The organism is Rhodococcus sp. MPR-R1B, assembly GCF_058793255.1.
On record NZ_JBXAFO010000003.1, the window covers coordinates 98,422 to 116,043 of the forward strand.

A 17,622-nucleotide genomic window follows, 5' to 3' on the forward strand; every position below is an offset into this window, starting at 1 on the left:
CCTCGAAGTCGAAGTGATTCTCACATGTGCGGAACGGAGTCCGGGATGTCGTAGAAAGTCGGGTGCCGGTAGACCTTGTCGCCGCTCGGCGCGAAGAACGGATCCTTTTCTGCCGGACTCGAAGCCACGATGTTCGCTGACGGCACGACCCAGATGCTCACGCCTTCGTTACGTCTGGTGTAGACGTCGCGCGCGTGGCGTAGGGCCATCTGATCGTCTGCCGCGCGCAGGGATCCGACATGCACGTGGTTCAGTCCGCGCTTTCCCCTCAGAAATACCTCGTACAAAGGCCATTCGCCCCGCACCTGATCGCGCTGTACCTGATCGTTCTCGCTCATGATGTTTCCCCAGTCGTGCGATCGTGCGCGAGTCTCTCGCGCTGTGCAAAGGCGTACGCGGCGTCGCGAACCCAGGCCCCGTTGTCGTGTGCGGCTTTCCGATTGGTGATCCGCTCGACGCTCGCCGCTCCGTTGCCGCGGACCACGTCCATGAATTCGCTCCAGTCCGGCTCGCCGAAATCGTGTGCGCCACGCTCGGGGTTCCAGCGCAGGTCGGGATCAGGGAAGGTCACACCGAGTATCTCGGCCTGCGGTATCGACATGTCCACGAATCGTTGCCGCAGTTCGTCGTTCGTGTGCCGCTTGATGCGCCACTTCATCGACTGCTCGGTGTTCGGCGATTCGTCGTCCGGTGGTCCGAACATCATCAGAGCGGGCCACCACCATCGGTCGACGGCTTCCTGCACCATTGCCCGTTGAGCGTCCGTGCCGCGCATCATCGTCGCCAACAGCTCGAAGCCTTGCCGCTGATGGAACGATTCCTCCTTGCACACACGGATCATCGCGCGCGCATACGGCCCGAAGGAGCTGCGGCACAGCGGAACCTGATTGCAGATAGCAGCTCCGTCGACCAGCCAGCCGATCACACCCACGTCGGCGTAGGTCAGCGTCGGATAGTTGAAGATCGAGGAGTACTTCTGCTTTCCCTCGATCAGTTTGGTGGTCAGATCGCCACGATCGGCACCGAGCGTCTCGGCCGCGGAGTAGAGATACAGACCGTGCCCGGCCTCGTCCTGGACCTTCGCCATTAAGATCGCCTTGCGTCGCAACGAAGGCGCACGGGTGAGCCAGTTTCCCTCGGGCTGCATTCCGATGATCTCGGAGTGGGCATGCTGGGCAACCTGACGAATCAGAGTCTTGCGGTAGCCGTCCGGCATCCAGTCGCGAGGCTCGATGCGCTGGTCTGCCGCGATCGTCTCGTCGAACAGGTTCTGCAGGTCTTGTGGAGCTTCCACGTTGGTCATCGTACCTACCTTTTATTACCGAATGATCGGTTGGTAACTAGTATGCACCGAGGTGTCCCAGCGCACAAGAGAATCTTTCGACGCACCAGAAATCAGCGGCCCTCGAAAACCGGCTTCTGCTTCGACAGGAAAGCCGTGACTGCGCCTTGATGATCTGCCGTGGAACCCAGCTCCACCTGCGCGTTCGCCTCCGCCTCCAGCGCCTGGGAAAGCCCAGGAGCAACGGCACGGATCAGCGATTTCACGTGAGCGAAGGCCGCGGTGGGTCCGTCGGCAAGCCGACGCGCGAGTATCCGAGCCTCAGCTGCGACGTCATCGTCGGCCACCACGCGATGAACCAATCCCCACTCCAGTGCGCTCTGCGCGTCGAACTTGTCGCCGAGCAACATCAGGCCACTGGCACGGCTGGGTCCGAGCGCGTGCACGAGCGCATGACTGAGCCCGGAGTCACTGGCCAGACCGATGCCGGTGAATGCCGTCGCAAAGCTCGCGCGAGCCCCCACGACCCGGATGTCTCCGGCCAACGCGATTCCCAACCCGGCCCCGACGCAGGCCCCACCGATACCCACCACTACCGGGACAGAGAGCGTCGACAGCGCCGTGACGATGGGGTTGTAGTGCGCGGCGACGGTATCCATCGCGTGCGCCGGATCAGCATCCAACGCTGCCGCGTGCTCGCCCAGATCCTGACCGACGCAGAAGTTCTTGCCTTCGGCGAGAATCAACACCGCTCGAACGCCTGCGTCCGCGCGGACCTGCAGCAACGCTTCGAGCAGCTGAGACTTCATTTCGCCGTTGACGGCATTGGCTGCCTCAGGCCGGTCGAGAGTGATTGTCGCCAAACCTCGCTCGATCTCCAAGCGGATCACGTCAGTCATCGATGTTCCTTTCGCAGGCAGTTCGGTTCAGCTCCATGTGTGAAAACCCTGTCCCGTCTTGCGCCCCAACTCGCCGCGAGCCACCTTCTCTCGCAGCAATGCTGGAGGAGTAAATCGATCACCGAGAGTGCTCGCGAGGTGTTCGGCGATCGCCAGGCGCACATCCAACCCGACCAGGTCTGTCGAACGAAGCGGCCCCATCGGATGCCGGTACCCCAATTCCATGGCCCGGTCGATCGATTCCGCGTCCGCCACACCTTCTTCGAGCATGCGGATGGCTTCGAGCCCGAGACCGACGCCAAGCCGGCTGGTTGCAAAACCAGGTGAGTCGTTGACGAGCACCTCGGCCTTGCCGAGCATCGACACCCATGCCCGTACCGAGTCGACAACCTCGGGGCGGGTCTGAGGCGCCCGGACGATCTCGACCAACAGCGACGCCGGGACTGGATTGAAGAAGTGCATACCGATGAACCGGCTCGGATCCGTCAGCGCTGCGCCGAGTTCGGCGATCGACATGGAACTGGTGTTGCTGGCGATCACGGTGCGTTCTCCGGCAACGGTTTCCGCAGCGGCGAGCACCTCGACCTTGAGGGCCGCAATTTCCGGGACCGCCTCGACGATCAGGTCGAGCGACGGGGGTAAGGAGCTCACTGCGCCTACGACGCTCACGCGCGCGAGGACCGTCGCGGGATCCTGGTCGCCGAGTTTCCCTCGCTCGTGGGCGCGGTCGAGGCCGGTGGAAACACGCTGTAACGCTGCCTCGGCGTCGCCGCTCTCCGCGATGGTGACCGCCCCGCCGAGACCGGCGAACACCTGGGCGATACCTGCACCCATACGTCCACCGCCGATGACTCCGACGGTCTTCGGTGCAACTGCTTCAGTCATGATTTCTTCTCCAGGAAGGCCGTCATGCGATCGTGCTTGTCCGAACTCTCGAACAGGACAGCTTGGGCGATGTCGTCGGCAAACGGATGCGATCCCGGCGCGTCGACGATGATCTTCGTCAATCGCAGTGCCAGCGGGGACAGTCGGGAAATACGGTCGAGCAGCCGATGCGCTGCATCGACATGGCAGTTCGGTTCGGTCACCTCGACAACCAGGCCCGCTCGTAGCGCCTGCTCGGCGTCGAGGTTCCTGGCACCGAGGAGCACTTGCTTCGCGATCGAGACTCCGACGAGCTTCGGCAGCCGATAGCTGGCGCCGGCGGCTGCCATTATGCCGAGATTGGGCTCGGGATTACCGAAGACCACCGTCGTTGTCGCGACGCGAATGTCACAGGCGTAGGTCAACTCTGCCCCGCCGCCGAGCGCATAGCCGCTCACGGCGGCCACGGTGGGCAGCGGGAGCTTTCCGATACGGTCGAACAGGGTCCGGTTGATACCCGCAAACGCTTCCTCTCGTCCGCGCGCTCGGAGCTCCGCGATGTCAGCGCCGCCCGCGAAGTGGTCTCCGCGCCCGGCAAGCAGGAGCAGCTTCGGATCCCGTTCGAGGCGTCCACAAACCTGATGCAGTTCGTCGATCATTTCCGCGTTGATCGCGTTGCGTTGCGCGGGCCTGTCGAGGGTGACCACGACGCGATCCTCGCGCTCGTCCACGTGCAGGGTGTTCACATTCGCTCCTTCTCGCTCTCTTACATTAATAACCGAACATTCGGTCGTTTGGCAAGGGTGAAAACGAGGTTGGTGCACAGCTTTGCCCGAACTGAGAAGATGGGGGCATGACTACGGCACGCCCCACTCGACGCACCGGCCTCCCCGGACGTCCCGGCTACGACCTCGATTCGCTCTTAGCCGTGGCTGTAAAGGTGTTCAACGACAAGGGCTACGACGGCGCCAGCATGGAGGTGCTCGCCAAGAAGCTCGGCATCACGAAGTCCTCGATCTACCACCACGTGTCCGGCAAGTCGGAACTTCTCGAACTCGCACTTTCGCGTGCACTCAACGCCCTGTTTGCGGTCACGACCGAAGAAGGCGCCACCACCGGTCCGTACATCGACCGGCTCGAATACCTGGTCCGGCGCAGCGTAGAGGTGCTGGTCGCAGAGCTTCCGTACGTCACCCTGCTCCTGCGCGTCCGCGGCAACACGACGGTTGAGCGGGCCGCACTCGCCCGTCGACGCGAATTCGACAACTTTGTCGGAGGCCTCGTCTCGTCCGCCGCAGCGGAGGGAGACCTGCGCCCGGACATCGAACCGGCCCTCGCCAGCAAGCTGATGTTCGGCACCGTCAACTCACTGATCGAGTGGTACAAACCCCGAGCGGGCGAGTCCGTCTCCGACATTGCCGACGCGGTCGTCGCCGTCACTTTCGACGGACTTCGCAAGGCCTGATTCCAGGCAGTTCTGCCGAATCCTTGACAACGCGGCGTTACCGGGCGATCGTAATTACCGACCGAACGTACGGTGAGATGGAGTTGTCGTGAGCAGACTGTTGGAAAGCTATGTAGCCGGTCGCTGGTACGCCGCACCGGACGCAGGTACCCCGTTGCCGAGCGCAGTGGACGGATCGGAGGTGGCCCGGATCTCCACAACCGGCGTCGACCTCGCCGAGATGGTTACGTACGCACGCGAGGTCGGCGGGCCTGCACTGTCTGCGATGACCTTCCATGAACGTGCCGGCGCGCTCAAGGCTCTCGCCCTCACGTTGATGGCAGGAAAAGCCGAGTTCTACGCACTCTCCACTGCCACCGGCGCGACGACGCGAGATTCCGGCGTGGACATCGACGGTGGATTCGGAACCCTGCTGAGCTACGCGAGCAAGGCTCGGCGCGAATTGCCCGACAGCACAGTCTTTCTGGATGGAAACGTCGAAGCTCTGGGCAAGGGCGGAACTTTCCTCGGGCAACACATCTATACGTCACGCCGCGGCGTCGCCGTACAGATCAACGCCTTCAATTTCCCGGTGTGGGGGTTCCTGGAGAAGCTGGCACCGGCATTCATCGCGGGTGTGCCGTCCATCGTCAAACCTGCCAGTTCCACGGCATATCTCACCGAACTCGTCTTCCGGCGCATCATCGAATCAGGCTTGCTCCCGGAGGGTTCCGTCCAACTGCTCTCCGGTAGTGCACACGGCCTCCTCGATCACCTCGGCGGGCAGGACTCAGTGGCATTCACCGGATCCGCCGACACCGCCGCAACGCTGCGTGCTCACCCGAACGTCGTCGGCAAGGGCGTCCATTTCAATGCCGAGGCCGATTCACTCAACGCGTCGATCCTTGGCGAGGACGCCGTACCAGGAACGCCCGAATTCGATTTGTACGTCAAACAACTCGCCACCGAAATGACAGTCAAGGCGGGTCAGAAGTGCACGGCGATCCGGCGCGCCCTGGTGCCGGTCTCGCTGGTCGACGCCGTTGTCGATGCCGCATCCGAGCGACTGAACAAAGTGGTCGTGGGACACCCCGATGCCGACGGCGTCACGATGGGTGCGCTCGCCAGCATCGAGCAGCGCGATGAAGTCTTGAAATCCATTCGCGGTCTGACGAAGTCGGCAACTATCGTATTCGGAGACCCGGACAACGTCGACGTGGTCGGTGCCGACGGCCAGTCAGGGGCCTTCCTTTCCCCTGTCCTTCTCCGGGCGGAAGAGAATGCGCACGAGGTACACGAGCTGGAGGCCTTCGGACCCGTCAGCACCGTCATCGGATACGACGGCATCGATCATGCGATCGAACTCGCGGCCCGTGGCGAGGGAAGCCTCGTCGCCTCGGTGGTCACTGCCGACACCGACATCGCACGTCGACTGGTGCTGGGCCTCGCAGCTTTTCACGGCAGAGTGCTCGTCCTGAACCGCGACGACGCCAAAGAATCCACCGGCCACGGCTCTCCCCTTCCAGTCCTCGTACACGGCGGTCCGGGCCGTGCCGGCGGCGGTGAGGAGCTGGGTGGCATCCGCGGAGTTCTACACCACATGCAGCGGACGGCCGTGCAGGGCACACCCGACGTGCTCACCGCGGTCGGCGAGCGCTGGTTCACCGGGTCAGCGCGCACGACCGGATCCGAACATCCATTCCGAAAGAGTCTCGCCGAGTTGAAGATCGGCGACACCGTTGTCGGCGGTCCGCGCCAGGTCACACTCGAAGACATCGATCATTTTGCAGAGTTCACCGGTGACACCTTCTACGCACACACCGATCCGGTGGCCGCAGCGGCGAACCCGCTGTTCGGCGGCATCGTCGCACACGGCTATCTGGTTGTCTCACTCGCTGCCGGTCTGTTCGTCGACCCGGCTCCCGGCCCGGTTCTCGCGAACTTCGGCGTGGACAGCCTCAGGTTCCTGACCCCGGTGAAAGCCGAAGACAGCCTGACGGTCACCCTCACAGCCAAGACCATCACACCTCGCAGCAGCGCCGACTACGGTGAGGTTCGTTGGGATGCCGTGGTGACGAACCAGGACAACGATCCGGTCGCGACATACGACGTCCTGACTCTGGTAGCAAAGACTCGCCCCGAAGGGAATTGAAAGCACATGACCTATCGAGTAGCAGTATGTTACGGACGCCCCACCGATCCGGAGGCTTTCGACAAGTACTACAACGAGATCCACGTCCCGCTCGCCAGCGCAGTGCCAGGACTCTCGGACTTCACGTTCAGCAAGTGCTCGACGCTTGACGGCTCCGATCCAGTCTTCTACGCCGTCGCCAACCTGGTGTTTCCCGATCTCGAGACGATGCAGAGCGGCCTGAAGTCCCCGGAGATGGGCGCCGCTGGAAAAGATGTCGCAAACTTTGCCACCGGCACAGTCGACATGTACGTCCAGGAAGTTGTCTCGGTCCTCTAGACCCCTGCAATTCTCCGATCCCACAGGAGTTGTCTCGTGAGTACAGGAAGCATCACCGCCAGAGAGATGTTCGACGCGGACCAGGCGTCGCAGGCACTCGGTATCGAGATTTCCGAGCTGGCGCCCGGTAGCGCAACCGTGACCGTCACCGTGGGCGAAACCATGGTGAACGGTCACGGAATCACACACGGCGGTTATGTTTTCCTGCTCGCGGACACCGCGTTTGCGCTCGCCTGCAACGGCTACGAGGATTCAGCCGTTGCAGCGCGCGCGGACATCCGATTTCTACGTCCGACCCGTCTGGGCGACACCTTGACCGCGATCGCCACCGAGAAGGCACGAGGCGGTCGAAGTGGGATCTACGACGTGACCGTTCGCAACGGCGACACCGTCGTGGCCGAGTTCCGCGGCGACAGTCGAACCATCACCCGCTGAAATTCAGCCCACGGTGTTTCAGCTCACGACGGGAAGTTCGAGGGGGCCGGAACCGTCGGCAAAGATCGTCACCGGCATACCTTGCAGTCCCCCACGGAAACTGATGTCGCCACCGGTGATCGCGAGACGCACGGAATGCCCTGGCTCGAATCGATGCACTATCGCCGGCATCGTCACCGGGACCGGCTGGGACGGATCACTGATGCGTATGGGCGCAATCAGTCCGTTGATCAGCGAGGAAGTTCCGTCCGGGGCCACGTCGTAGAGTTTCGCGAACACCACCGGCTGTCCGGGCGCCGCAACACGCAGCGTCACAGTGGGGGCTCCCACCACGTCCATTGCCTCGGTCATCGGCGCAGTGGTCCAGAGCGCCTCGGTTCCCGGAATCTGTGCATTCGGAATGTTTCCGGCCGGATTGATATTGAGCGGCTCGACGCCTGTCGGCAGCCCACCCGGTGCCGTGACGATCGTCTTCGGACCAGGTATCACCGGCGTGCCGTCCGCCAGCAGTCCCCCGTCAGCGGACAGATGGAAGGCGCGGGCGGTCCCGACATCGACGGTGTCGGACGTCGCGTATGCCGGCGCCGCGTTTCCCTCGTAGTCGATCCAGTTACGGAAATACGCGAATTCCGGTCCTGTCTCCGTGTTCTCGTCCTTGAGGTAGTGATCGAACCAGTCCATGAAGCGACCGGTTTCGTATTGCGCGTCTTCGTCGGGAGCGGAAAAGCTGAATTCGCCGGGCGCAGCGGCCAAGTGGCTGTGCCCCCACGAATGCCAGATCATCTTGGCATCGACGCCACGATCCTTCAGCGCGTCGTAAGTCGCGGTTGCCTCGTTCAGATCGAACAGGGTGTCCTGTTGTCCCTGAGCAAGCAGTACTGGAATGTTGATCCGGTCGACGAACGACGAGACCGACGACGCTCGGAGCTCACTCACTACCTGCGGTCCGATGTCGCCGGTCACCACCGCCTCGGCGATCGCGTTGCACATGTAAGGGACGTAGTTCGGGCAGCCGGGTAGCCGTGCGGGATCTGCGATGTAGCCGTCCACTCCGGGATTCGCGATGCCCGCGCCGAAGAGCAGCGATGCAAAGAGCACCTTCGCAGCTCCCGGCTCCGCTGTCGACACACCGGAGATGATTCCCGTGCTGTTGGGCGCCAAGGAATACGAGAGATCGTTCCAGGTGATCATGGGGATGATCGTGTCGATACGGGGATCGACACTCGCGGCGGCGAATTGAATCCCGCCGCCGTAGGAGCCACCCGTCATTCCGACCCGCGGGTCGTTCGTCGACGGTGCACCGGTGTGATCGACGGAGTCCTGTACCACCGCGGTGAGCGCCGGATAGGGCTGCGTCAGAGCCTGATCCGTGAAGGCAATCCCTTCTTGGCCGCCGAGGAAGCTGACCAACTGGGAGGCGGCGACGCCGTCGTACGCGGGAGAATCGAGTGTGATCTTGCAACTCGAGCCGCCGAAACCCAATCCCGAATACGTCAGTCCGACATACCCGTTCTCGGCGAAGTTCTGCAGCGCGGGAATCTGGTCCTTGTACGAACCACCGAACCCGTTGGTGGTCAGGATCGCGGGCGCTGGGTTGTCCGCATCGACGCCGTTGGGAACAAAAAGTTCACCGACGACGGTGCACGGCGTCGAGAGTTCAGGCCCGACATCGACCGAGAAGTACAGCAGCTGTGACGAATACGAGCCGTTCGGTGAATCCGCGAGCGCCGGCGGCGAAAAGCCGAGGGCACAAACCACGAGCGTGACGACACTGATCGCTATTCTCCGGCGCACCTGAAAACCGTACACCCGGATCTGTTCTCCACCAGCCTGATCGGGTGCGCGCCGCCGAAGTTTCCGGAGCAAAAGCTACGCCGGACGGGCCGACCTCTACTTGACCGTCAAGGTGCCGCGCATACTCGGGTGGTAGGTGCAGTGGAACGTATACGTTCCAGGCTCGTTCGGCACCGTGATGGTTTCCGTCTCACCCGCTTCGATGTCCTCGTTGAACAACCCTGCGGTATCGGACGTGACCGAGTGCTCGACGGTGTCGTTGTTCTGAATGGTCAGTACCTGTCCGGGCATCACCGACTCCGGCGTCGAATATCCGAAACCGCTGATCACGATTCCCATCGACGACGCTCCCGGCGTCGACATACCCAGAGGTATACTCGGCATCGACATACTGGTCGGCATGCTGGTCATCGGCATACTGGTCATCGCCATGCCGTCGTGATCGGCCGAATCGTTGTCCGACGAATCGTTGTTGTCACTGCACGCGGTCAGTGCGAACACCGCCAGGATCAGCGCTGCGAGCACTGCGAGAATCCGCTTCATTGCTTCGCCTCCTGCTCGTTCCCCCGCAGTCTGCTGATTACCCGCCGCCTAGGGGGCCAAACAGCTCCGATGTGGTGCCTGCGGCGCTGATAGTGCACGATTTCTGCACCAGCTCCACTCGCGGACCGACACTGAAGGAAACAGCACAGATGGCCAAGAGCAAAACGTCGAAGGCAGCCCAGCCGAAGGCGCCGAAGCCAGCCCAGCCGAAGGCTCCCAAGACAGCAGAGCCGAAGGTAGCCGAGAAGGCTCCTGCCGTTCTCTGGAAGGACCTGCCGGACGAGCACGACTACCCGGCGGCCCGCGATTACCTCCAGTTGGGCGCAACACCGGTTCAGGTCCAAGCTCTCGTGTACGCCCTCAAGACGGCGACGCTGGTCTCGAAGAAGGCCAAGGACATCCTGCGGGCCGCCGGGCTACCCCTGCTCCCGGTCGACAACCCGCACGTTGCTGCCGACCTGTTGAAGATCCGCAAGGGGATCGCGCTGTCTCCGATCCTGCTGGTGCAGGGAGACTTCCGCGCCGGAGTACCGGCGCAGATCGCCGACGGCTACCACCGTGTCTGTGCGAGCTACCACGTGGACGAGAACACCGGCATCCCTGCAAAGATCGCTCCCTCGACAGTGACGTCGTAGGTCGTCGATGACCTTCGGCATCCTTGCCCTCGTCGCGCTGGCCGGCATCCTCGGTCCGCTGCTCGGCGCTCGCGTCAGTTGGCATGTCCCCGTGGTGGTCGGCGAACTTGCCGCGGGCGTCGTCTTCGGTGTCACCGGTTTCGGGCTGCTCGACTCTTCGGACCAGACTTTCACGTTCCTGGCCGATATCGGGTTCGCGCTCACGATGATGGTGGCCGGCTCGCACGTCCCGGTCCGCGATCCGGCAGTTCGTGCGGCAATCGGCAAGGGTGCCGTTCGTTCGGTTGTCGTCGGACTCCTGTCGGTTGTTGCCGGCTACGGTGCGGCGACGGCATTCGGCACCGGTCACGCCGCGCTGTACGCGGTCCTGATCGCGTCGTCGTCCGCGGCGTTGATTCTCCCCATCGTCGATTCGCTGGGGCTCGGTGGAACCTCGGTTCTGCAGATGACTGCCCAGGTCGCGATCGCGGATACCGTCTGCATTGTCGCGCTACCTCTGGTGATCGATCCGGACAATGCCCCTCGTGCCGGTGTCGGCGCACTGGCGGTGGCGGCGTGTGCGGTTGCCTTGTTCTTCGTACTGCGAGCCTTCCACCGGTCCGGCCATTGGCGAAGGCTCCACAAGTTCTCGGAGAAACGAAAGTTTGCACTCGAACTCCGGATCAATCTGGTGATCCTCTTTTCTCTGGCAGCGCTGGCCTCCAGCACTCACGTGTCGATCATGCTCGCGGGCTTCGCCTTCGGACTTGTCCTGGCCGCGATCGGCGAACCCCGCCGTCTCGCCAAACAACTCTTCGCGATCACCGACGGCTTCTTCGCGCCCCTCTTCTTCGTCTGGTTGGGAGCGGCGATCAATCTGCGCGACCTCGTCACCCATCCGTCCGCCATCTGGCTCGGATTGGTCTTGGGCGGAGCAACTCTCGTGGTTCACGCCGCGATACGCGTCCTCGGTCTTCCGCTCCCTCTCGGCGTGCTGTCCGCCGCACAACTGGGAGTACCGGTTGCCGCAGTGACGGTGGGCACTCAATTGGGGGTGATGGGCGACGGTGAACCCGCAGCCATCCTCCTCGCCGCCATGATCACGATCGGGGCAGCAACACTGGCTGGTGCTGCCGCGTCGAAAGCCGGTCTCACGAAGCCTGTGTGACCGCGGCCCGCTCCACCGTCATCAGGCTCTCCTCCGAATGTTCGGCGTGATACGCCGCGCCGCCGCCGCGGACACCGAATAGCCGCTTGCTCCAGATCAGCCACACGACGGCGGCGACGTTCACCAGCAGCAGCCCGGCCCTCAACCACGTGATCTTCTCGGTCAATTCGTAGATTTCGAGGGGCAGGAACACGCTGGTCGCCACCACTGCGAAGTACTCGCCCCAGCGTTTGACCATCCACAGCCCAACGGCCTCGATCACTTGCAGGCCGGCGTAGACCAACAGACCGACCGCGATCCAGGTGAGCGTCGTCGCCGACAACGAAAACGCCTGCTCGATGTGATGGACCAGTTTGGAATCGTCGATGTTCCAACCCAGCTGGCGGGCCAATGGTCTGATCAACGGCAATTCGTTCTCGAAGGCGTCCTCGACGCGCCCCTTCGACGATCTGAGTTTGAACACCCCGATCGCCAGAAGAACCAACCCCAGAGCGCGGAACATTCTCTCGGTGGCAAGAAGTCGCATGATCAACCGGTCGCGAAGCAGCCGTCCCCGCGGAACCTCGGGAGCGGCGTCCGCCGGCCCGGACGCTCGCGGTGCTCCCGGGACGAAGTTGCCGCAACGTAGACACCGCCAAGCCTGTCCTACCGCTGTCTCCACATGAAGTCGATCCCGCAGCTCAGGTTCGTCCGGAGCGTAGGTCTCGTGACCGTGCCAACTGCACGAGCGCAATGCGAAGTCCACGGGTGAACTCTATGCCGCATATGCCCGGTAGCGTGGATACCCGCTGACCGTGCACTTCGAACGATGAGGATTCCGATGACAACCACCAAGATCGAAACCCGGCATGGCGTCATGGCAGTCGACGACAGTGCCACCGATGGTTTCCCGGTTGTCTTCATCCACGGAAACTCGGCCAGCCGCTCCATCTTCCGTCATCAGGTCGACGCCGGCTGGGCGGGCGACTACCGCATGATCACTCTGGACCTGCTCGGCCACGGCGACTCCGAGGACGCGAGCGAACCCGAAGCCGCGTACACGCAGAACGGTTACGCCGACGCCATCGTCGATGTTCTAGCCGAACTCGGCGTCGAACGAGCGGTTGTCGTCGGGTGGTCGCTCGGCGGACACATCGCCCTCGAGTTGATCGCGAAATTCCCCGGGCTCACCGGAGTCGTCATCACCGGTACGCCGCCGGCAAATCCCGAGACGCTCGGCGACGCATTCAATGCCGGCGACGGATCGTCCATCGGCGGCACCGAGGTCATTACCGCGCAGGAAGCCGAACTCTACGCACGGATGACCGCCGTTCCCTTCGAGCAGTCTGCCCTCGACGCCGCGATACGCACGGACGGGCGAGCTCGCAAGATCATGTTCGACGCATTCGGCGCCGGCCGCGAATCGGATCAGAAGGCCCTGGTCGCAACGGCGTCTGTGCCTCTCGCGGTGATCGACGGCGCCGAGGACCCGTTCGTGAACACGTCCTATGTCGCGTCGTTGACCTTCGCGAATCTCTGGGAGGGCACCTACCACGTGATTCCCGGTGTCGGGCACGCAGCGTTCTGGGAAGCACCCGAGATCTACAACCCACTGTTGCAGCGGTTCCTCGCCAGTTTCGCGAAGTAACTAGCTGGACGCGGCGTCCTATGAGATAGAAGCCACTCGACAATCCGGCCATGTCCGGTCTATTGATCGCCGTCCTACAGTTCGGAAAACAACTGGAGGCACTGCGATGACCATTCTCGAGCACGGCACGGAAACGTGCACCGGTGGACCGACCCTTCCCCAGGTACGACGCCTCGTCACCGAAGTGCCTGGCCCCAACTCGCGCACTTTGGCGAAGCGCCGGAGCGCCGCACTGCCGGCCGGACTGACCAGCGGATCCAGCATTTACGTAGCTGCAGCGGGCGGAGGAGTTGTCGTCGACGTCGACGGCAACTCGTTCATCGACTTCGGCAGCGGCATCGCCGTGACCACCGTCGGAAACAGTGCGCCGCGCGTGGTCGAACGCACCACACGCCAGCTCGGTCAGTTCACCCATACGTGTTTCCTCGCAAACCCCTACGAGGGGTACGTCGAGGTCTGCGAAGCGCTCAACCGCCTGACCCCGGGAGATCACGAGAAGCGAACAGCGCTGTTCAACACCGGCAGCGAGGCGCTCGAGAACGCCGTGAAATACGCACGTGCCGCCACCGGTCGCCCGGCAGTTGTCGTCTTCGACCACGCATTCCACGGTCGCACGCTGATGACCATGACGATGACGGCCAAGAACCAGCCGTACAAGGCCACATTCGGCCCGTTCGCACCAGAGGTCTACCGGGTTCCGATGGCCTACCCCTACCGTTGGCCGAGCGGCCCCGAAAACGCTGCCGACGAAGCATTCGCCCAATTCCGTCTTGCGATCGACACTCAGATCGGTGCCGCATCGGTAGCCGCTGTGGTCGTGGAACCGATTCAGGGTGAGGGAGGTTTCATCGTTCCCGCTCCGGGATTCCTGAAGCGCATCGCCGAATTCTGCCGTGAGCGCGGCATTCTCGTCGTCGCGGACGAGGTCCAGACCGGTATCGCACGAACTGGAGCCTGGTTCGCCAGCGAGAGTGAGGACTTCGTCCCCGACATCATCACAACTGCAAAAGGTCTCGCCGGCGGAATGCCACTCGCCGCCGTGACCGGCCGTGCCGACGTCATGGACGCCGCGCATCCCGGTGGTATCGGCGGTACGTACAGCGGCAATCCCGTGGCCTGCGAGGCCGCCCTGGCAGTTTTCGAGACGATCGAGGTGGAAGGCCTCCTCGACCGAGCAAAGGACATCGGCGAAATCCTGACCACAGGGCTGTCCGAAATCGCTTCGGACACAAATATAATCGGCGACATTCGTGGACGCGGCGCCATGATTGCAATCGAGCTGATCCACGACGAAGACAAGGCTCCCAATCGCGAGGCCGTCGCCCAGATCGTCAGCTACGCCCACGCGCACGGCCTACTTCTCCTCGCTGCCGGCACCTACGGAAACGTCGTTCGATTCCTCCCGCCGCTGAGCATCTCCGACGAATTGCTGGCCGAAGGACTGGGCATCCTTCGCGACGCTGTGACAGCAGTCCGATGAGCGTCGTTGTTCACAGCTTGATCGGCGGAGCTTGGGTCACGGGTAGCGAAGGCACACTGACGGACACCAACCCGGCTCGCCCGGACGAAGTTGTCGCCACCGGAGGCCGCGCCGGCGCATCTGAAATGGCGACCGGTGTTCGCGTCGCCCGCATCGCCGCGAACGACTGGGCGCGCCTACCGATGTCCGAACGCGGCGCATACCTCACTCGCGCAGCGGAAATCATCGAAACCAACGCCGATGCTTGGGGCGAAGAACTCACCCGCGAAGAGGGGAAAACGCTGGCCGAGGGTATCGGAGAAGTGCGCCGGGCTGCGCAGATTCTGCGTTACTACGGCAACGCCGCAGACCGCGAGTCCGGGACGGTGTATTCCTCCCCACGTAGCGGCGAGCAGATTCTTGTCACTCGCAAACCTCTCGGCGTGGTAGGCGTCGTCACGCCGTTCAACTTCCCGATCGCGATCCCGGCGTGGAAGATTGCGCCCGCCTTGGTGTACGGAAACACTGTTGTCTGGAAACCGGCTGCCGCGGTGCCCCTTCTGGCCTTCCGTCTCGCGCAGGCATTGACCGAAGCGGGCCTACCCGACGGCGTCCTGAACATGATCCTTGCCGACAGCGCAGCAGGTGAAGCGCTGGTCGACCACCCGGACCTCGACGCCGTCACCTTTACCGGTTCCACCGGCGTCGGTCGAAGAATCGCGGGATCTGCTGCAGCGCGCGGAGTTCCGGCCCAGGCGGAAATGGGTGGAAAGAACGCAGCCATCGTACTTGCCGACGCAGATCTCGAGCTTGCAGTCGAGCAGGTCATGTTGGGAGCATTCCGGTCAACCGGCCAGAAATGCACGGCCACTTCGCGTCTGGTGCTCCATGAATCCATCGCCGAGGAATTCTTGGCGAGACTGACCGTCGAGGTCGAAGAACTGAGAGTCGGAGATCCACTCGATCCCGACGTCACTACAGGTCCCGTGGTCAGCGCATACGCGCAGCAAACGATCATCGAGGGAATCGATCGAGCCGTCGGCGGCGGCGCCAGAGTTGTGGCCAGCGCCGAAGCGCCTGAATCGGGCCACTACGTCCGGCCGACGGTGCTGGAACTGTCGGCGAGCACCGAACTATGGTTCGAGGAACTTTTCGGCCCGGTGCTTGCGGTGCAGCGGGCAGCAACAACTGCAGACGCATTCCGCTTGGCGAACGAGGGCGAATTCGGTTTGTCCGCAGCGTTGTTCACTCAGGATCTGACCAGCGCACTTGCCGGTATCGATGATCTGGACGTAGGGATCCTGCACGTCAACTCGGAATCGGCAGGCGCTGATCCTCACGTACCTTTCGGCGGTGCGAAGAAGAGTGGATACGGGCCCAAGGAACAAGGCGACGCGGCGCGAGAGTTCTTCACTCACACCACCACCGTCTATCTCAGGGGCGGCCGAGCGTGATCTGAATTCGATTCCGCCTGCAGCAGTTCACGAGCTTTGAGTGCGATCCACAACTCGGACCGAGTGTGGGCGGAATCGAGATCTCGGCCGATCAACTCGGCAGCCTTGTCCATGCGGTTACGCAGCGTGTGCCGGTGAACACCCAACTGCGTTGCAGCGGAATCCCATTGACCATTGTGGTGCAGGAACGCTTCGATCGAGTCCACCAGACGGGAACCGTTCTCAGCATCGTAGCCTTCCAGCACACCGAGGCCGCCGGCCGCGATCGACTGCAGAACATCGTTCGACTGCACACTCAACAAGAGACTGAAAGTCCCGAGTTCCGAGAACGGAACGAGCGTGTGTCCATCGACCTGCCCCACTTTGGCAGCAGAGACGGCCTCGCGCAGACTCGCTGCTACACCGCTCATCGGCCGGACGCTACCGATTCCGCCGTTGATACTCCGGCGTGAATTCTCCCGCACTCTCGCATACACACTGCGCGTGACCTTCTCCGCAACTTCACTTTTCACGACGAACCACACGCCGGTGCCGTCATTCAGTGGAGCCAACAGGTACGGCACCGCCACTTCTTCGAGGGCCGCTGAAGTGATATCGGTTGCCGCCAGCAAAGGCCCGACATCGGTCAAGGCAGTTGCAACCACCGGGGATCCGGATTCGAATCCGAAGTACCGCAACAGACTTTCGTCTACTTCGCCACCAGCCTGGCGCACCATCGTCGCGACCGCCAACCTCAGCCGTTGTTCGGCATCGACAACCCGCAACGGCTTGGCGAGCTCGATGGTCAACAGCGACACCGCGTGGCCGACCAGCAGTCGTTCGGACTGATCCAAGGCGGCATCGGACGCCACCGCCAGCGTGCCGCTCACGGCAAGCTTGTGAATGGCCAGATGGCCGTCGTCGTCCACCACGACCCGGCTGCGCTCCTTGCCTGATCGCTCCCTGATGCGTTCGGGCAGAGATGAACTCGCACCTTCCGTCAGAGCCAGCACCGCTCCGTCCCGATCGAGAACGCACACTGCTGCGTGAACCGCTCGACCCAGTGCAGCGATCAGGGCCGGCACTCCGTCGAGCAGGGCACGCGCCAACTTCTCCTGGGCATCGACCACCGCCTGCACCGTTCGTATCTGGTCGGCGGTCAGCTCGTCGATCACGGCCCGCGAGATGGCGATGAACGGCGTCTCCTTGGCGACGGAAAGCACGGCAAAACCCAGTTCGTCGCCGGCCCTGATGATCGCGTTCGGCACCTTCTCGTGCACGGTGCCGGTGTCGAATGCCAGTGCCACGGCGCCGGTCCGCGCAATGCGCTCGACGTACTCGTACTGCTTTGTCGCCGATCGCGAAAGGTGCAGCCCCGTCGTCATGACAAGCTCTCCACCGGCGAGCCATCGCCTCGGATCCTGCAACTCGATTGCGTGCGCCCAACTGATCGGCAGATCGACGTGGCCATGACCTGCAACAACCGAGAGACCGAGAGAGTTGGTAGCCGCCAAGCGCCGGACAGTCATCGGCATTACCGGAACCTCCGAAGGCAGTGGACAGAACTGACAGTCTTCAGTTCCAATTTGT

Annotated in this window: 18 protein-coding genes; 9 read left to right on the top strand and 9 right to left on the bottom strand. The window is 62.9% G+C overall.

Annotation, left to right across the window (positions count from 1 at the left end; translation table 11 throughout):
* Nucleotides 1–20: 20 nt before the first annotated feature.
* The 5 genes from paaB to AC1Q61_RS05785 form a co-directional block, all read right to left on the bottom strand.
* The gene (gene paaB, locus AC1Q61_RS05765) at nucleotides 21–338 is read right to left on the bottom strand and encodes a 1,2-phenylacetyl-CoA epoxidase subunit PaaB (RefSeq protein ID WP_007730622.1); all 318 of its coding nucleotides are present in this window, start codon (nucleotides 336–338) and stop codon (nucleotides 21–23) included.
* Nucleotides 335–1,303 (bottom strand): 1,2-phenylacetyl-CoA epoxidase subunit PaaA, encoded by a 969-nt coding sequence (gene paaA / locus AC1Q61_RS05770; RefSeq protein ID WP_054187523.1) that lies wholly within the window; start codon nucleotides 1,301–1,303, stop codon nucleotides 335–337. Before paaA ends, paaB begins: the two co-directional genes overlap by 4 nt.
* 92 nt (nucleotides 1,304–1,395) lie before the next feature.
* Nucleotides 1,396–2,181, bottom strand: a complete 786-nt coding sequence (locus AC1Q61_RS05775; protein ID WP_070795521.1) for an enoyl-CoA hydratase/isomerase family protein — start codon at nucleotides 2,179–2,181, stop codon at nucleotides 1,396–1,398.
* Nucleotides 2,182–2,208: 27 nt separating this feature from the next.
* On the bottom strand, nucleotides 2,209–3,066 hold the full coding sequence (locus AC1Q61_RS05780; protein ID WP_019745760.1) for a 3-hydroxyacyl-CoA dehydrogenase family protein: 858 nt from the start codon (nucleotides 3,064–3,066) through the stop codon (nucleotides 2,209–2,211).
* Nucleotides 3,063–3,791, bottom strand: coding sequence for an enoyl-CoA hydratase/isomerase family protein (locus AC1Q61_RS05785; protein WP_492651149.1), 729 nt, complete (start codon nucleotides 3,789–3,791; stop codon nucleotides 3,063–3,065). Before AC1Q61_RS05785 ends, AC1Q61_RS05780 begins: the two co-directional genes overlap by 4 nt.
* 107 nt (nucleotides 3,792–3,898) lie before the next feature.
* Between AC1Q61_RS05785 and AC1Q61_RS05790 the strand changes: the two genes are divergently transcribed.
* The 4 genes from AC1Q61_RS05790 to paaI all read left to right on the top strand — a co-directional run bounded on the left by AC1Q61_RS05790 (nucleotide 3,899) and on the right by paaI (nucleotide 7,394).
* A complete protein-coding gene (locus tag AC1Q61_RS05790; protein WP_019745762.1) occupies nucleotides 3,899–4,510 on the top strand; it encodes a TetR/AcrR family transcriptional regulator in 612 nt (203 codons plus the stop codon).
* Between the two features lie 88 nt (nucleotides 4,511–4,598).
* Complete coding sequence (gene paaZ / locus AC1Q61_RS05795; RefSeq protein WP_492651150.1) at nucleotides 4,599–6,641, top strand: phenylacetic acid degradation bifunctional protein PaaZ; 2,043 nt, start codon at nucleotides 4,599–4,601, stop codon at nucleotides 6,639–6,641.
* 6 nt (nucleotides 6,642–6,647) lie between these two features.
* Nucleotides 6,648–6,959, top strand: a complete 312-nt coding sequence (locus AC1Q61_RS05800; RefSeq protein WP_003943191.1) for an EthD family reductase — start codon at nucleotides 6,648–6,650, stop codon at nucleotides 6,957–6,959.
* 66 nt (nucleotides 6,960–7,025) lie between these two features.
* Nucleotides 7,026–7,394, top strand: coding sequence for a hydroxyphenylacetyl-CoA thioesterase PaaI (gene paaI / locus AC1Q61_RS05805; RefSeq protein ID WP_050794025.1), 369 nt, complete (start codon nucleotides 7,026–7,028; stop codon nucleotides 7,392–7,394).
* An 18-nt stretch (nucleotides 7,395–7,412) separates the two neighbouring features.
* On the opposite strand, the gene AC1Q61_RS05810 is transcribed toward paaI, so the two are convergent.
* Both AC1Q61_RS05810 and AC1Q61_RS05815 read right to left on the bottom strand, forming a co-directional pair.
* On the bottom strand, nucleotides 7,413–9,203 hold the full coding sequence (locus AC1Q61_RS05810; RefSeq protein WP_492651151.1) for a CocE/NonD family hydrolase: 1,791 nt from the start codon (nucleotides 9,201–9,203) through the stop codon (nucleotides 7,413–7,415).
* 81 nt (nucleotides 9,204–9,284) lie between these two features.
* Nucleotides 9,285–9,731, bottom strand: a complete 447-nt coding sequence (locus AC1Q61_RS05815; RefSeq protein WP_492651152.1) for a cupredoxin domain-containing protein — start codon at nucleotides 9,729–9,731, stop codon at nucleotides 9,285–9,287.
* 272 nt (nucleotides 9,732–10,003) lie between these two features.
* Between AC1Q61_RS05815 and AC1Q61_RS05820 the strand changes: the two genes are divergently transcribed.
* Nucleotides 10,004–10,366, top strand: coding sequence for a hypothetical protein (locus AC1Q61_RS05820; protein WP_029537164.1), 363 nt, complete (start codon nucleotides 10,004–10,006; stop codon nucleotides 10,364–10,366).
* A 7-nt stretch (nucleotides 10,367–10,373) separates the two neighbouring features.
* Nucleotides 10,374–11,513: a cation:proton antiporter gene (locus AC1Q61_RS05825; RefSeq protein WP_400818186.1), complete on the top strand. Its 1,140-nt coding sequence runs from the start codon at nucleotides 10,374–10,376 to the stop codon at nucleotides 11,511–11,513.
* On the opposite strand, the gene AC1Q61_RS05830 is transcribed toward AC1Q61_RS05825, so the two are convergent.
* A complete protein-coding gene (locus AC1Q61_RS05830) occupies nucleotides 11,497–12,258 on the bottom strand; it encodes a DUF2127 domain-containing protein (RefSeq protein WP_492651153.1) in 762 nt (253 codons plus the stop codon). The genes AC1Q61_RS05825 and AC1Q61_RS05830 overlap by 17 nt on opposite strands.
* Before the next feature lie 75 nt (nucleotides 12,259–12,333).
* Here AC1Q61_RS05830 and AC1Q61_RS05835 point away from each other — a divergent pair, with 75 nt between their 5' ends.
* The 3 genes from AC1Q61_RS05835 (at nucleotide 12,334) to AC1Q61_RS05845 (ending at nucleotide 16,053) form a co-directional block, all read left to right on the top strand.
* Complete coding sequence (locus AC1Q61_RS05835; protein ID WP_492651154.1) at nucleotides 12,334–13,140, top strand: alpha/beta fold hydrolase; 807 nt, start codon at nucleotides 12,334–12,336, stop codon at nucleotides 13,138–13,140.
* 106 nt (nucleotides 13,141–13,246) lie between these two features.
* Nucleotides 13,247–14,620, top strand: coding sequence for a 4-aminobutyrate--2-oxoglutarate transaminase (gabT, locus tag AC1Q61_RS05840; RefSeq protein WP_046379478.1), 1,374 nt, complete (start codon nucleotides 13,247–13,249; stop codon nucleotides 14,618–14,620).
* Nucleotides 14,617–16,053 carry an aldehyde dehydrogenase family protein gene (locus tag AC1Q61_RS05845; RefSeq protein WP_021331714.1) on the top strand — a complete coding sequence of 479 codons (1,437 nt, stop codon included), beginning with the start codon at nucleotides 14,617–14,619 and terminating at the stop codon, nucleotides 16,051–16,053. Before gabT ends, AC1Q61_RS05845 begins: the two co-directional genes overlap by 4 nt.
* Here AC1Q61_RS05845 and AC1Q61_RS05850 read toward each other — a convergent pair.
* Nucleotides 16,029–17,561 carry a PucR family transcriptional regulator gene (locus tag AC1Q61_RS05850; RefSeq protein ID WP_492651155.1) on the bottom strand — a complete coding sequence of 511 codons (1,533 nt, stop codon included), beginning with the start codon at nucleotides 17,559–17,561 and terminating at the stop codon, nucleotides 16,029–16,031. The two genes, AC1Q61_RS05845 and AC1Q61_RS05850, sit on opposite strands and share 25 nt — an antisense overlap.
* Nucleotides 17,562–17,622 lie beyond the last annotated feature (61 nt).

What these genes read in the sequence shown, in the direction of transcription:
- paaB (WP_007730622.1), bottom strand. Translation starts at nt 338, where the DNA reads ATGAGCGAGAACGATCAGGTACAGCGCGATCAGGTGCGGGGCGAATGG.
- paaA (WP_054187523.1), bottom strand. Translation starts at nt 1,303, where the DNA reads ATGACCAACGTGGAAGCTCCACAAGACCTGCAGAACCTGTTCGACGAG.
- AC1Q61_RS05775 (WP_070795521.1), bottom strand. Translation starts at nt 2,181, where the DNA reads ATGACTGACGTGATCCGCTTGGAGATCGAGCGAGGTTTGGCGACAATC.
- AC1Q61_RS05780 (WP_019745760.1), bottom strand. Translation starts at nt 3,066, where the DNA reads ATGACTGAAGCAGTTGCACCGAAGACCGTCGGAGTCATCGGCGGTGGA.
- AC1Q61_RS05790 (WP_019745762.1), top strand. Translation starts at nt 3,899, where the DNA reads ATGACTACGGCACGCCCCACTCGACGCACCGGCCTCCCCGGACGTCCC.
- AC1Q61_RS05800 (WP_003943191.1), top strand. Translation starts at nt 6,648, where the DNA reads ATGACCTATCGAGTAGCAGTATGTTACGGACGCCCCACCGATCCGGAG.
- paaI (WP_050794025.1), top strand. Translation starts at nt 7,026, where the DNA reads ATGTTCGACGCGGACCAGGCGTCGCAGGCACTCGGTATCGAGATTTCC.
- AC1Q61_RS05815 (WP_492651152.1), bottom strand. Translation starts at nt 9,731, where the DNA reads ATGAAGCGGATTCTCGCAGTGCTCGCAGCGCTGATCCTGGCGGTGTTC.
- AC1Q61_RS05825 (WP_400818186.1), top strand. Translation starts at nt 10,374, where the DNA reads ATGACCTTCGGCATCCTTGCCCTCGTCGCGCTGGCCGGCATCCTCGGT.
- AC1Q61_RS05835 (WP_492651154.1), top strand. Translation starts at nt 12,334, where the DNA reads ATGACAACCACCAAGATCGAAACCCGGCATGGCGTCATGGCAGTCGAC.
- gabT (WP_046379478.1), top strand. Translation starts at nt 13,247, where the DNA reads ATGACCATTCTCGAGCACGGCACGGAAACGTGCACCGGTGGACCGACC.
- AC1Q61_RS05845 (WP_021331714.1), top strand. Translation starts at nt 14,617, where the DNA reads ATGAGCGTCGTTGTTCACAGCTTGATCGGCGGAGCTTGGGTCACGGGT.
- AC1Q61_RS05850 (WP_492651155.1), bottom strand. Translation starts at nt 17,561, where the DNA reads ATGACTGTCCGGCGCTTGGCGGCTACCAACTCTCTCGGTCTCTCGGTT.